The 13,149-nt window shown below is 72.4% G+C and carries 12 protein-coding genes; 10 read left to right on the forward strand and 2 right to left on the reverse strand.

Going from position 1 to position 13,149, the window contains the following annotated elements:
• The first annotated feature begins 16 nt into the window (after positions 1 to 16).
• From miaB to ACFFR3_RS38240, 4 genes are all read left to right on the forward strand, one after another.
• A complete protein-coding gene (gene miaB, locus ACFFR3_RS38225) occupies positions 17 to 1,510 on the forward strand; it encodes a tRNA (N6-isopentenyl adenosine(37)-C2)-methylthiotransferase MiaB (RefSeq protein WP_364377822.1) in 1,494 nt (497 codons plus the stop codon).
• An 895-nt stretch (positions 1,511 to 2,405) separates the two neighbouring features.
• Entirely contained in the window at positions 2,406 to 2,996 is a 591-nt protein-coding gene (locus tag ACFFR3_RS38230; protein WP_364377820.1) for a hypothetical protein, read from the forward strand.
• Positions 2,997 to 3,271: 275 nt separating this feature from the next.
• Positions 3,272 to 4,012, forward strand: coding sequence for an isocitrate lyase/PEP mutase family protein (locus tag ACFFR3_RS38235; RefSeq protein WP_379484716.1), 741 nt, complete (start codon positions 3,272 to 3,274; stop codon positions 4,010 to 4,012).
• Positions 4,013 to 4,163: 151 nt separating this feature from the next.
• A complete protein-coding gene (locus ACFFR3_RS38240) occupies positions 4,164 to 4,820 on the forward strand; it encodes a class III extradiol ring-cleavage dioxygenase family protein (RefSeq protein ID WP_379484717.1) in 657 nt (218 codons plus the stop codon).
• On the opposite strand, the gene ACFFR3_RS38245 is transcribed toward ACFFR3_RS38240, so the two are convergent.
• Entirely contained in the window at positions 4,793 to 5,740 is a 948-nt protein-coding gene (locus ACFFR3_RS38245; protein ID WP_345398934.1) for a ribonuclease Z, read from the reverse strand. The two genes, ACFFR3_RS38240 and ACFFR3_RS38245, sit on opposite strands and share 28 nt — an antisense overlap.
• A 1-nt stretch (position 5,741) precedes the next feature.
• Here ACFFR3_RS38245 and ACFFR3_RS38250 point away from each other — a divergent pair, with 1 nt between their 5' ends.
• The 6 genes from ACFFR3_RS38250 to ACFFR3_RS38275 are packed head-to-tail and all read left to right on the forward strand — an operon-like array spanning position 5,742 to position 11,912.
• A complete protein-coding gene (locus ACFFR3_RS38250) occupies positions 5,742 to 6,266 on the forward strand; it encodes a methylated-DNA--[protein]-cysteine S-methyltransferase (RefSeq protein ID WP_345398937.1) in 525 nt (174 codons plus the stop codon).
• Positions 6,267 to 6,279: 13 nt separating this feature from the next.
• Complete coding sequence (gene miaA / locus ACFFR3_RS38255; protein ID WP_364377811.1) at positions 6,280 to 7,185, forward strand: tRNA (adenosine(37)-N6)-dimethylallyltransferase MiaA; 906 nt, start codon at positions 6,280 to 6,282, stop codon at positions 7,183 to 7,185.
• A gap of 9 nt (positions 7,186 to 7,194) precedes the next feature.
• Positions 7,195 to 8,007, forward strand: a complete 813-nt coding sequence (gene dapF / locus ACFFR3_RS38260; RefSeq protein WP_379484718.1) for a diaminopimelate epimerase — start codon at positions 7,195 to 7,197, stop codon at positions 8,005 to 8,007.
• Between the two features lie 48 nt (positions 8,008 to 8,055).
• Positions 8,056 to 8,811, forward strand: a complete 756-nt coding sequence (locus tag ACFFR3_RS38265; RefSeq protein ID WP_364377807.1) for an SCO6745 family protein — start codon at positions 8,056 to 8,058, stop codon at positions 8,809 to 8,811.
• Between the two features lie 19 nt (positions 8,812 to 8,830).
• Complete coding sequence (locus tag ACFFR3_RS38270) at positions 8,831 to 11,107, forward strand: tetratricopeptide repeat protein (protein WP_364377805.1); 2,277 nt, start codon at positions 8,831 to 8,833, stop codon at positions 11,105 to 11,107.
• A gap of 46 nt (positions 11,108 to 11,153) precedes the next feature.
• The gene (locus ACFFR3_RS38275) at positions 11,154 to 11,912 is read left to right on the forward strand and encodes an SDR family NAD(P)-dependent oxidoreductase (RefSeq protein WP_345398949.1); all 759 of its coding nucleotides are present in this window, start codon (positions 11,154 to 11,156) and stop codon (positions 11,910 to 11,912) included.
• Positions 11,913 to 12,000: 88 nt separating this feature from the next.
• Here the strand turns inward: ACFFR3_RS38275 and ACFFR3_RS38280 are convergent, their stop codons facing one another.
• A complete protein-coding gene (locus ACFFR3_RS38280) occupies positions 12,001 to 12,996 on the reverse strand; it encodes a helix-turn-helix transcriptional regulator (RefSeq protein ID WP_364377802.1) in 996 nt (331 codons plus the stop codon).
• Positions 12,997 to 13,149 lie beyond the last annotated feature (153 nt).

A 13,149-nucleotide genomic window follows, 5' to 3' on the forward strand; every position in this document is an offset into this window, starting at 1 on the left:
TACCCTTGAACCTGCCATGACTGTGACCCAGGAGGGCGCCCGCACATACGAAGTGCGCACATACGGGTGCCAGATGAACGTCCACGACTCCGAGCGGCTGTCCGGTCTGCTGGAAGAGGCCGGCTACGTGCCCGCTCCCGACGGCGAGACGGCCGACGTGGTCGTGTTCAACACGTGCGCCGTGCGGGAGAACGCCGACAACCGCCTCTACGGCAACCTCGGCCACCTCCGCCCGGCCAAGGCCGGCAACCCCCGCATGCAGATCGCCGTCGGGGGCTGCCTGGCACAGAAGGACCAGGGCGAGATCGTCCGCCGGGCGCCGTGGGTCGACGTCGTGTTCGGCACCCACAACATCGGCTCGCTGCCGGTGCTGCTGGAGCGGGCGCGCATCGAGGGCGAGTCGCAGGTCGAGCTGAAGGAGTCGCTCGAGGTCTTCCCCTCGACGCTGCCCACCAAGCGCGAGTCGGCCTACGCCGCCTGGGTGTCCGTCTCCGTCGGCTGCAACAACACCTGCACGTTCTGCATCGTGCCGTCGCTGCGCGGCAAGGAGAAGGACCGCCGCCCCGGCGACGTCCTCGCCGAGGTGCAGGCGCTGGTCGACCAGGGCGTGCTCGAGGTCACGCTGCTGGGCCAGAACGTCAACACCTACGGCGTGGAGTTCGGCGACCGGCTGGCCTTCGGCAAGCTGCTGCGCTCCTGCGGCGGCATCGAGGGTCTTGAGCGGGTGCGCTTCACCTCGCCCCACCCGGCCGCCTTCACCGACGACGTCATCGCCGCGATGGCCGAGACGCCCAACGTGATGCACCAGCTCCACATGCCGCTGCAGTCGGGTTCCGACCGGGTGCTGCGGGCCATGCGGCGCTCCTACCGCGCCGAGCGCTACCTCGGCATCATCGAGCGCGTGCGCGCCGCCATGCCCGACGCGGCCATCTCCACCGACATCATCGTCGGCTTCCCCGGCGAGACCGAGGAGGACTTCCAGGCCACCCTCGACGTCGTACGCCAGAGCCGCTTCGCCAACGCCTTCACCTTCCAATACTCCATCCGCCCCGGCACTCCGGCGGCCACCATGGCCGACCAGGTGCCGAAGGAGGTCGTCCAGGAGCGCTACGAACGGCTCGTCGCGCTGCAGGAGGAGATCTCGTGGGAGGAGAACAAGAAGCAGGTCGGGCGCACGCTCGAAGTGCTGGTCGCCGAGGGCGAGGGGCGCAAGGACGAAGCCACCAGGCGGCTGTCCGGGCGCGCGGCGGACAACCGGCTCGTGCACTTCGCCGTCGGTGACGAGACGCCGCGGCCCGGTGACATGGTGACGGTCGAGGTGACGTACGCGGCGCCGCACCACCTGGTCGCCGACGGGGCAGTGCTCGGAGTGCGGCGCACCCGCGCCGGCGACGCCTGGGAGGCTCGCCAGGGCGGCGGGGCCCCGTCGCCGGGGGTGCTGCTCGGCATGCCGACCATCGGCCGTCCCGCTCCGCTGCCCGCCGCCACGGGGGGCTGCTCGGCGCACTGATCCGTTTCGTCGAGGGCGGTACCGGTTCTCCGGTGCCGCCCTCTGCCGTGTCCTCTGCCGTGTCCTGGGCCGTCAGCGGGTGAGGCGGTTGAGCACGTCGTAGCAGGGGCCGCGGCGGAAGTCGTGGAACGTGGCGCAGGGGTCGGGCATGCCGGGCTTCTGGGCCGGTTCGGGGTTCTGGGCCGGCTCTGCTGGTGGGGGTGGCTGGGGCGGCGCCTGTGGGGCCGGTGAGCCGTGCGGGCGGGCCTTCTGAGGTGGGACGAGGGGGCGCGCTTCTGGGGTGGGCAGGATCGGCTTCTTGTACGTCGGGGGGACCGCGGACGTCGGGGGGACCGGGGACGTCGGGGGGACCGGGGACGTCAGCGGGCCCGCCGAGGGGAGGGGCGGGAGGGGCCGCCCGGCCGGGGTCTCCCAGGGCGGGAGAAGGTCGGCGGCCGGGTCCCAAGGCGGCACCGGTTCTATCCAGGGTGGGGACAGCGGGCCGAACATGATCGACGCCGGGCGGGGCGACGATGAGTGGATCGCTCCATTCGACCGCCTCGCTGCGGGTGTGGCTGTTTGTGGTGTGATCGACGCCGAGAGTGGCGATTCAGACGAATTCGATCTTACGGAAAGCGGGGTTTCCCGATCGAATCCCTGCGGTCTTTGCGAAGATGGTTCCCGCGAGTCGGTGAATGCTAGGAAAATCCCTAGCATCGCGGTGACCAGTACCCCGAAGACTCCGGCCATGGGCGCGAGGTGGGCGCGGCCACCTGGGGAAATGGATCTAAGGGGGGACAAGTCGTGATTCCTTTGTGATTGTTGTGCGAGCATTAGGCTGTTGCGGCTAGTGTGGTCCATCACCCGCGGAAGCCGGTGAGCTTTCCCCGATACGACCGCAGGGAGCTGTAGCGCCATGCAAGATCCGAACCAGGCGGATCGCCAGGAGATCCTGTCCGGGCCGGGAGACGCCCGGCTCGATCCGCGAAATAGACCGCAGAGAAACAGATCGACCAAGAACAACAAGAAGGCGACGATCCTCGCCGCTTCGGCGCTCGTCGCGTTGCTCGCGGCCGGTGGCGCCGGCTACCTGCTGGCGGGGAACGACGGTGAGGCCGCCCAGAGCGGCGCCGGGCCGCAGACGTCCCAGAGCCCGGGAGACGATCTCCAGGGCGACGACGACGCGACCATGGGCGACGTCACCACCGACGAGCCCGGCGACGGCGCCAAGGACCAGGCCGCCGACGCTCCCGTGGACGACGGCGGCGTGGGCGACGTGGCCGACCCCGGCACCGGTGGCGGCGACCCGGCCGGCACCGACAAGAGCGGCTCGAAGGGCGTCAACGCCGCGCGCGGCGACTCCGGCGAGAAGACGACCAACGGCAAGAAGCCGGTCTCGTCCCCCGCGAAGTCCCCGCAGTCCTCGGGCAACGGCGGCACCTCCGACAGCCCGGCCGACGGCCCCGCGGGCACGGTCGCGGGCCAGTGCTCCAAGAGCGGCTGCTGACCCTTCCCCCGGCCCCAGGCGCGACGCTGGCCGGCTCGTGGCCCGCCCGGCGGCGGCTCGCCTTGTGAGCGGTCGCTGACCCGCCCGTAGCCCCGCCTGGCCGGGGCTCACCATGTGAGCGGCCGCTGACCCTCCTCCGGCCTCCAGCCGTGCGCTGACCCGCCCTTGGACCGTTCACCCTTGAGGGCGGCCGTTGAGGCCGGCGAAAGTGGTTCGGCGATTCCGGGGCGTACTGGACCTTCGGCTCCTGGCGGGCGGGTGCCTAGGGTCGGCGTATGACGACTGACAGAGCGTCCGTGCTGCGGGCGCTGCACGTGCCGGGACGCCCGCTGGTGCTGCCCAACGTCTGGGACGCCGCCTCCGCGCGGGCCGTACGGCAGGCGGGGTTTCCCGCGGTGGCCACCAGCAGCGCCGCGGTGGCCCGCACGCTCGGTCACGAGGACGGCGAGCGGACGCCCGTAGCGGAGATGCTGGCCGCTGTTGCCCGGGTGGCGGCGGCCGTGGACGTCCCCGTGACGGCCGACTTCGAGCGCGGCTACCGGCTCAAGCCCGCCGAGCTGGCCGAACGGCTGCTCGCCACCGGGGCCGTCGGCTGCAACCTGGAGGACTCCCTGCCGGACACCGGCGAGCTGGTCGATCCGGGGGAGCAGGCGGACTTCCTCGCCGAGGTGCGCGCGGCGGCGGGCCCTGGGCTGGTGATCAACGCCAGGGTGGACGTCTACCTCGCCGGACGGCCGTCACGCGAGGAGGCGGTGCGGCGGGGCCGGCGGTACCTGGAAGTGGGGGCCGACTGTGTGTACCCCATCGGCGCGACCGGCGAGGACGAGATCAGGGCGCTGGTGAGCGAGGTGGGCGGACCGGTCAACGTGCTGTCCGCCCCCGGGGTCCCGCCGCTCGGGCGGCTCGCGGAGCTGGGCGTGGCGCGGGTGAGCTTCGGCAGCGGGCTGCACCAGGCGACCCAGGCGTACACGAAGGGGCTGCTGGAGGTGGTGGTTGAGGGCCGCGGCCTGTACTGAGGGCGTGGCTCTCGGCCCTCGCGTCACTCGAGGGCCGTCTTGAGGGCGTGGCTCTCGGCTCCCGCGTCACTCGAGGTCCGTACTGAGGGCGTGGCGGGGACGAGATCGGCCCACCGGGCGCCGTGGTGGGGGGCGTGAGTACTCTTGCGGCGTGCTTGTCGCCGCGGCCGTCTGCCCGCCAACCCCGCTGGTCGTGCTCGATATGCCCGACCTCCGCTCCGCCTGCCACGCCGCCGTCGCCGGGCTGGCCGAGGCCCGTCCTGACACGCTGATCGTGGTGGGCGGGGCCGAGACCACGGCCTCCTACGACGGCACCGCCGCGGGCACCCTGCGCCCCTGGGGCGTGGAGCTGGCGACCCCGGGCGGCGGCGAGCCGGTGCTGCCGCTGTCGCTGACCGTCGCCCGGCTGCTGCTCGGCGACCGGACGCCGGACGCCCTGCGGTCGGTGGCGTTCGACGCGGCGCCGGAGGAGTGCCTGGCGCTGGGGGAGAAGCTGGCCGGTGGCGGCGACCGGGTTGCGCTGCTGGTGATGGCCGACGGCTCGGCGTGCCTGAGCCCGCGCGCACCAGGCCGGTACGACGAGGCGGCCGGCCCGCTCAACGACCGGATCGCCGACGCCATCGCCACCGGAGACCCCGCGCCGCTGGCCACCCTCGACCCCGCGTCGGCCGACCGGCTGTGGGTGAGCGGCAGGGCCGCGCTCCAGGTGCTGGCCGGGGCGGCGGGGGCGCACGCATACGAGGGCCGGCTGCTCATGGCCACCGCCCCCTACGGCGTCGGCTACTTCGCCGGATCCTGGCTCGCCTGACCTGGACGGACCTGGGAGGCGGTGGGCCGGCGCTTGGGGACGGGGACGCGCGTCAGGTCGCGGGCCGGCACCACCTCGCCGTCGAAGTGCCTGCGCACCTCCTCGACGAACGCCGGCTCGTCGTCGAATCCGTACCGCTCGGAGAAGTGGGTGAGCACCAGCCGCCGCACCCCCGCGTCGGCCGCCACGAGTCCCGCCTCCAGCGCCGTCAGGTGCCCGTACTCCTTGGCCAGCGCCGCCTCTGATGACAGGAACGTGGCCTCGATGACCAGCAGGTCGACCCCGTTGGCCAGCTCGAAGACGGAGTCGCAGAGCCGGGTGTCCATCACGAACGCCACGCTCTGACCCGGTTTCGGCTCGCTGCACTCGGCGAGCGTGACCCCGCGTACGGACCCGGTGCGCTGCAGTTCGCCCACCTCGGGCCCGCGGATGCCGTGGGCGGCCAGCTTCTCCGGCAGCATGCGGCGGCCGAGGGGCTCCTGGACGCGGTAGCCGTACGACTCGACGGGATGGGACAGCCGGCGCGCGATGACCGGCCCGACCGAGGACACGTCGCCGGAGACGGGATGTTCGGAGATGACCGCGGTGTCGGCGAAGGCGGCGGCGTGGCGGAGCCTGCGCCAGTACGTCTCGCCGGAGGCGGGGAAGACGGCGCGGACGGGATGGCGTACTTTGTCGCGGGCGATCCGCTGCACGATCCCCGGCACGCCGAGGCAGTGGTCGCCGTGGAAGTGGGTCAGGCAGATCCAGTGGACGTCGTTGGCGCTCACGCCCGCGTACGTCATCTGGCGCTGCGTGCCCTCTCCAGGGTCGAACAGGAAGCCCTGGCCGTCCCAGCGCAGGAGGTAGCCGTTGTGGTTACGGTGTCGGGTAGGAACCGCGCTGGACGTTCCCAGCACCACGAGCTCACGTGAGGACACGATGACCCCTAGCGAGGAGACGGTCGCCATCGCCGAGGTGCCCACGCCGGTGGGCACGTTCGTCCTGGCCCTGACCGAGAACGGCCTCGTGGCGTCGGGCTGGAGGTCCCGCGCCAGGGTGACAGGCCGGCTCGATCTGGCTGAAGTCCATGACCCGGATCGTACGGCCTCCGCCGTCGCCGAGCTGAAGGCTTATTTCGCGGGCGAGCTGAAGACGTTCGGGACGCCGATCGACTGGCGGCTGATGTCGGGCTCGCGGCTGCGGGTCCTCCAGGCGCTGCACAAGGTCCCGTACGGCACCGCCGTCACCTACGGCGAGCTGGCCGCGCTCGCGGGCTCCAGCGTGCCCGCGAGAGGCATCGGCTCGATCATGGGTTCCAACCCGATCCCGATCGTGATCCCCTGCCACCGGGTGGTGGCGGCGGGCAACGGGCTGGGCGGGTTCAGCGGCGGCGAGGGCGTCGAGACCAAGCGGTGGCTGCTGACCCACGAGGGCTACCTGCAGCCGACCCTGCTGGATCTCTAGCAGACTTGTCGCCGTGCGCCAGCAGCCAGTGATCGCCGTCGTGGGTCCCACGGCGGCAGGAAAGTCCGATCTCGCCGTCGACCTCGCCCTCCGGCTGGGGGGTGAGTGCGTCAACGCCGACTCCATGCAGCTCTACCGCGGCATGGACATCGGCACGGCCAAGCTCACCCCGGCCGAGCGCCGCGGGGTGCCCCACCACCTGCTGGACATCTGGGACGTCACGGTCACCGCCAGCGTGGCCGAGTACCAGAAGCTGGCCAGGGCCGTCTTCGATGCCGTCGAGGTGCCCGTGCTGGTCGGCGGCAGCGGCCTCTACGTGCGGGCGGCCATCGACGACCTGGAGTTCCCCGGCACCGAGCCGGAGATCAGGGCCAGGCTGGAGGCGGAGCTGGCCGAGCGCGGCCCCGCGCCGCTCTACGAGCGGCTGCGCGAGCAGGACCCGGCCGCCGCCGCCGCGATCCTGCCGACCAACGGCCGCCGCGTCGTGCGGGCGCTGGAGGTGATCGAGCTGTCCGGCCGGCCGTTCTCGGCGACCATGCCGTCGTACGACGCGGTCTATCCGAGCGTGCAGATCGGCGTCGAGGTGCCACGGCCGGTGCTCGACGAGCGGATCGAGCTGCGGGTCGAGCGCATGTGGGCGGCCGGGCTGGTCGACGAGGTGCGCACGCTGCTGGGCCAGGGCCTGGCCGAGGGCCGCACGGCGAGCAGGGCGCTGGGTTACGCCCAGGTCGTCAAGTTTCTCGAAGGGGAGTGGAGCGAGGAGCAGGCGAAGGCCGAGACGGTCAGGCTGACCAGGCGCTTCGCCCGCCGGCAGGAGTCGTGGTTCCGCCGCGATCCGCGGGTGCGGTGGCTGGCGTACGACGCCCCGGACCTGCTTGAGCGATCCCTCGCTCTCATAGCCGGACACCCGTACGAATAAACTCCTAAGATGCGCTTTCTCAAGGGGCACGGCACCGAGAACGATTTCGTCATCCTGCCTGATCCCGGCGGTGAGGTCGATCTGTCGGCTTCGCTCGTCGCGAAGATCTGTGACAGGAGGGCCGGCATCGGCGCCGACGGCGTGCTCCGCGTGGCGCCCACGAAGCAGAGCCCGGAGGTGGCCGACCAGGCGGCCGCGGCCGAGTGGTTCATGGACTATCGCAACTCCGACGGCAGCATGGCCGAGATGTGCGGCAACGGCGTGCGGGTGTTCGCCCGCTACCTGGTGGACGCCGGGCTCGTGCACGGCACGGAGTTCGGCGTGGCGACGAGGGGCGGCGTACGCAGGGTGCGCGTCGAGCCGAACGGTGACATCACGGTGGACATGGGCAAGCCCTCCGTCCACGGCGAGAGCACGGCGTCGGTGGGTAACCAGGAGTACACCGGCCTCCACGTCGACATGGGCAACCCGCACCTGGCCTGCTCGATCGGCGACCCGGTCGTGCAGCTCGACCTCAACCACCAGCCCGGTTTCGACACGGGCGTCTTCCCCGCGGGGGTCAACATCGAGCTGTTCAACCCGGTGGGCACGAGCCGGGCGGTCATGCGCGTCTACGAGCGCGGCTCGGGTGAGACCAGGGCCTGCGGCACGGGCGCGGTGGCCACGGCGGTCGCGGCGGCGGCGCTGACCGGCGACACCACGGGCACGTGGACGATCGAGGTGCTGGGCGGCACGCTGAGGGTGATCCTCGACGAGGACACCAGCTACCTGTCGGGACCGGCGGTGATCATCGCGAGCGGCGAACTGACTATTGCAGAATGATGTTCTGCTAGGGGATGCTGGGTCCACTTCCTGAACTGAGAGGTGGACATGGCGCACCCACGCACCACGGCGGCCAGGGTCAAGACGCCCATCGGGCAGTTCGGCGGCGGATGGATGATCTCGCGCGAGGTCAAGGCCATCTGCGACGAGTACGGGCTCGGCCCGCGCGAGGCGTACTTCCGGGGCCGCTGCGGCGTGCTCGGCGAGTGCGCGGCCGACGTCGTCACGTCGGTCGCCGTCTTCTTCCCGCCCGAGCACGTCGAGGCGAGCTGGAACGGCGGGCGCGAGCTGGCCGCGGACCGCGCCGTCGAGCTGTACGCCGCCGCCTGCCAGGAGTGGGGGCGGCGCAAGCTCGGCGGCTACGAGGGCTGCGCCAGGATCGCCGAGCTGCTGGAGCCGGTCGTCGAGCAGGCCTCGCCCGTGGGGGCGCCGCTGTTCGCGGGCTGGCGGGCCGTGCCTCTGCCCGGCGACCCGCCCGCCCGGGCCGTCCAGCTCATGCACGTCGTCCGCGAGCTGCGCGGCGGCCTGCACGCCAACGCCGTGATCGCGGCCGGCCTGCACCCCCTGGAGGCGACCCTGGCCGCCGAGCACGACGCGCTGCCGCTGGGACGCTCGTCGGGCGAGGACGTCGCGCGCTTCTTCACCTGGCCCGAGCCGTACGAGAGGCCGGGCCCGGAGGTCGTGAAGCGGCGCGCGGCGGTGGAAGAGAACACCGACGATCTCATGGCTGAGGTGTTCTCGGTTCTCACCGACGCCGAATCGGACGAGCTGATCGAGCTTCTGCGTTTTGGGGACGCTCGTTGACCTGGCAGACTGACTGCCCATGGACGTGGACATCTGGGCCTGGGTCGGCGAAACCCAGCAGCAGCTTTCCGAGGCGGGCAACGTTGGCCTCGCCATGGCGCTGGGAGACCTCCCCGCACAGGCTTACGAGGGCCGATACCCGCAGCTCGACGTCATGGCTCCGGCCATCGCGCAGCAGGCGGAGGCTCTGGAGCTGCCCTGGCTCGAGTTCTACGCCCGCTACTGGCACCTGATCGGCCGCATCGGCGACCGCGCCCAGGGCGCGGTCGCGGTCGACGACGCCAAGCAGTTGCTGGCGTTCGCTCAGCGCGAAGACGTGCGCGAGTGCCCGGCGACTCCGGCGGCGGCCGAGGCGATGGCCATCGCGTGGGCCAACGCCGACGGCCCCGGCCACGCCACCGAGCGGCTCGAGACCGTGGGCGCCTTCCTCGAGGACATGAGCCCGGAAAACCCGGCCTTCTCCGGCCTCACGACGCAATACGTCGCGGCCCTCATCGACGCCGGCAAGGCGGGCGAGGCCGTCACCTACGCGGAGTCCGCCGTCGAGCGGCTGCGCACGGCGGGCCGCGAGGCGAGCTGGGAGCTGGGCGCCGAGAGCGCCCGCGCGCTGCTGGCCGCGGGCCGCGCCGAAGACGCGCTCACCGCGCTGCAGGCCGCGTCCGAGTTCAAGCCCGACGACCCGGTCGCCAAGGAGCACCGCGACGGCGTGCGCAGGGCGCTCATCCTCGCCACGCTCGGCCGCATCGCCGAGTCCGTCGACGCGCTGCCCGACCTCGACGTCGTGGGCGACCACCCGCGCGTGTGGGTCGAGTGGACCGAGGCGGTCAGCAAGCTGGCCGGCTCCGCCCAGATCACCAACACCTGGCAGCTCGGCCGCGTCGTGCGCCAGTGGATCGACTACTTCGGCATGATGGGCGGCTACCGCGCCCGCGTCGAGCTGGCGCTGGTCGCCGGCGACCTGGCGCTCGGCCGGCAGGGCGTGTGGCAGGCCAGGCTGCTCGCCGACCTCGCCGAGTCCGGCACCGCCGAGCTGCGCGAGAGCGGCGAGCTCGCCGAGCGCATCGCCGCGCTGCGCGCCGCCGCCGACGGCGCGCAGGAGCCGGCCGCTCCCGGCCCGCTGGAGGAGCGCGTCGGGCTGTTCGACGCCGCCGACGGCTTCAACGCCGACCCCGAGAAGTGGGTGGGCTGGCTGGCCCCGCTGTCCGGCGACGACCTCGAGGCCACCCGCCGCCACACCACCACGCTCGGCTTCCTCGGCTACCCCGCCACCGGCGCCGACATCTACTGGAAGAAGCTGGTCGACACCGGCGAGATCGCCACCGCCGACGGTGACGACGTCGCCTACCTCACCACGCTGCTCATCGAGGCCCGCCAGGACGAGCGGCTCGAGCAGATGGCCGCCATGCTGCCCCACGCGGCCCAATACCTCGCGCTCACCCGCCTCCACAGCGCCCGCGAGCGCTGGCCCGAGGCGGTCGAGACGGGCGAGCATGCCATCGCGGCCGGGGCCGGCATCGACGCCCGCCGCCTGCTGTCCGGCGCCGCCCAGCAGATCGACCAGAACGCCAGGGGCGCCCAGGTGCTGCTCGAAGTGCTCGACGAGCTCACCGAGGAGGACACCTGGCGCATGATCGTCATGGCCACCTCGGCCGAGGACTGGGAGACCGTGCGCAAGGGCGCGGCCAAGATCGGCATGCCGATCAAGTCCGCCGAGGGGCCGATCGAGGAGGAGATGGGCCTCATCAGGCTCATCCTGCCCGCCCCCGACGGCGGCCAGCGCCAGGTGCTGTCCATCCGCACCGGCCCGGCCACCGCCAGGCTCGCCCTGCCGCAGCCGCGCGGCATGGACTACAACGCCGGCGACCTCGTCGTCTTCGACCCGCAGCTGCTGGAGCCGGTGCCCGAAGACCCCCAGGAGCAGCAGAACTTCGTGCCGCCCTTCGCCGCGGTGCGCATCCTGCGGCCCGGCGGCTACACCAGCTACTTCTTCGACGGCGCCGCGCCGAGCGAGGAGGACTGGGCGGAGTTCACCGAGGTCATGGCCGAGCGCGGCTGGCCGATGTGGGTCTACAGCGACGAGAACTACACCATCACCCACCCCTCCACCGGCGAGTCGCTGCCGGGCGTCTTCGGCTGGGTCGCGGTGCCGCCCAACGTCTCGCCCTCCGAGGTCGACGCGCTGCTCGACGACGCCACCGAGCGCTGGGTGCACCCGCTGGCCTGGCTCGACCTGGCGCGCGAGATCGACGTCGAGGTCGAGCGGCACGAGCGCATCGTCAAGGAATACGGGCTCTAGGCCGGGCTTTCAACCGGGCTCCGGATCTGGTGGAGGGCGGTCAACGGTGCTGGAGCGGTTCCGGCTCGACGGCAAGGTGGCGATCGTCACGGGCGCGTCCGCGGGCCTCGGCGTCGCCTTCGCCCGCGGCCTCGCGGAGGCCGGCGCCGACGTGGTGATCGCCGCGCGCCGCGCCGATCGTCTCGCCGAGACCCGGCGGCTGGTCGAGGAGACCGGCCGCCGGTGCCTGGCGGTCCCGACCGACGTGTCCAAACCGGACGACTGCGACGCGCTGGTGGCCGCCGCCGTCGAGGGCATGGGCGCGGTCGACGTGCTCATCAACAACGCGGGGGTCGGCACCGCCGTGCCCGCGCTGCGTGAGACGCCCGAGGAGTTCCGCCAGGTCATCGACATCAACCTGCACGGCACCTACTGGATGGCGCAGGCGTGCGCGCGGGTGATGCGGCCGGGCTCGTCGATCGTCAACATCGGCAGCGTCCTCGGCGAGACCACCGCCGGCCTGCCCCAGGCCGCCTACAGCGCTTCGAAGGCCGGCGTCGTGGGCCTGACCCGCGACCTGGCCCAGCAGTGGACCGGCCGCCGCGGCATCCGGGTCAACTGCCTGGAGCCCGGCTTCTTCGCCTCGGAGATGACCGAGCAGTACAAACCGGGCTACCTGGAACGCATGACGGAGTCCCGCGTCATCATGGGCCGCCCCGGCGACCCCGCCGAACTCGTGGCTGCAGCCGTCTTCCTGGCCGGCGACGCCTCGTCGTACATCACCGGGGTAACCCTCGCCGTGGACGGCGGCCTCCTCATCACCTAGCGGCCGAAGACGAAGGTCTCGCCGGTGGGGCAGCGCGGGACCCAGCGCTCGTTCTCCTAGGTGAGGACGTACGTGACCGGCTTGGTCATCACGGGTCCTTGGGGAGGAGGTTGTGTTGGGCGGCCAGGTAGCCGGCGTGGAAGCGGGTGCGGGCGCCCAGGCGTTCGGCGAGCATTTGGACGCGGCGTTGCACCGTGCGGGGGCTGAGGCCCAGCTGGCGGGCTATGGCGTCGTCCTTCAGGCCGGCCGCCAGCAGAGCCAGCACCTCCGTGTCCGGGGGTGAGGGCCAGGATTCTGGTTCGAGGTTGTCGGCTGAGAGACGGAGCGGGACGGCCGCGCGCCACAGGGTTTCGAAGAGGCCCACCAGGGCGTCCAGCAGGGCGGAGGGGTGGACGACCAGGGCGCTTTCTACGGCTTTGTCCGTGTCGGAGACCAGCGGGAGGATGGCGGTGCGGGCGTCGGCGACGGCGAGCTTGACGGGCACCGAGCCGAGCCTGGCCTGCTCGCCGTCCGCGACGGCGCGGCGGGTGTGGTCGAGCATGCCGGGCTGCTCGAAGGCGAGCGGGCTGTAGATGCCGCGCGTCACGGGGGCGCCGCCGCGGGCGGCGCGGCGGAGGTTCTCCTGGTCGTCGCTGACGTCCACCGCGTACGGCGGATGCACCAGCACCAGCAGCTCCCTGGTGGCGTTGCGTTCGAGCTGGAGGTAGCGCCGGGCGACGGCGTCGCGCCCCGTCACCACCTCGAGCACCTCCTCGGGATGCGGCCCGCCGCGCTCGGCGACCTCGGTGGCGAGCAGCGCGGCGGCGGCCCTGCTGTGGGTCAGCTCCTCCTGGCGGCGCGCGACGAGGATGTCGATGGCGATGGTCGGCGGCGTCGCGACGAGGCGGAGCGGGCGGCCGGCGACGCGCGAGATGAGGCCGAGGTCCTCCAGCCTGGGCAGCATGCGGCGGATGGCGGCGGCGGACGAGCCGGTCTCGGTGGCCAGCTCGCTCAGCGTGGCGGGGCCGTGCCGCAGCAGGGCGCGGTAGGCCGTCTCCTCGGCCGCCGTGACACCGAGCCCGTCCAGTAAGCGCCGCTGCGCCATGGTGCCGTGACGCCCCCTCCCATGCGATGATCCGAGGTCAGCGTACTGGTACGCCGCCCCGCTCGATCTCCCCGTGCGGGCACAGTCCGGATGCGGCCGTTGTGCACCGAAGTGGCTCTTGTTCCGGCGGTCCCTGGAATCTATGGTCGTTGC

Source organism: Nonomuraea salmonea, from assembly GCF_042428605.1.
GTDB lineage: Bacteria > Actinomycetota > Actinomycetes > Streptosporangiales > Streptosporangiaceae > Nonomuraea > Nonomuraea salmonea.

What these genes read in the sequence shown, in the direction of transcription:
- ACFFR3_RS38230 (WP_364377820.1), top strand. Translation starts at nt 2,406, where the DNA reads ATGCAAGATCCGAACCAGGCGGATCGCCAGGAGATCCTGTCCGGGCCG.
- miaB (WP_364377822.1), top strand. Translation starts at nt 17, where the DNA reads ATGACTGTGACCCAGGAGGGCGCCCGCACATACGAAGTGCGCACATAC.
- ACFFR3_RS38280 (WP_364377802.1), bottom strand. Translation starts at nt 12,996, where the DNA reads ATGGCGCAGCGGCGCTTACTGGACGGGCTCGGTGTCACGGCGGCCGAG.
- ACFFR3_RS38250 (WP_345398937.1), top strand. Translation starts at nt 5,742, where the DNA reads ATGACCCCTAGCGAGGAGACGGTCGCCATCGCCGAGGTGCCCACGCCG.
- dapF (WP_379484718.1), top strand. Translation starts at nt 7,195, where the DNA reads ATGCGCTTTCTCAAGGGGCACGGCACCGAGAACGATTTCGTCATCCTG.
- ACFFR3_RS38270 (WP_364377805.1), top strand. Translation starts at nt 8,831, where the DNA reads ATGGACGTGGACATCTGGGCCTGGGTCGGCGAAACCCAGCAGCAGCTT.
- ACFFR3_RS38235 (WP_379484716.1), top strand. Translation starts at nt 3,272, where the DNA reads ATGACGACTGACAGAGCGTCCGTGCTGCGGGCGCTGCACGTGCCGGGA.
- ACFFR3_RS38265 (WP_364377807.1), top strand. Translation starts at nt 8,056, where the DNA reads ATGGCGCACCCACGCACCACGGCGGCCAGGGTCAAGACGCCCATCGGG.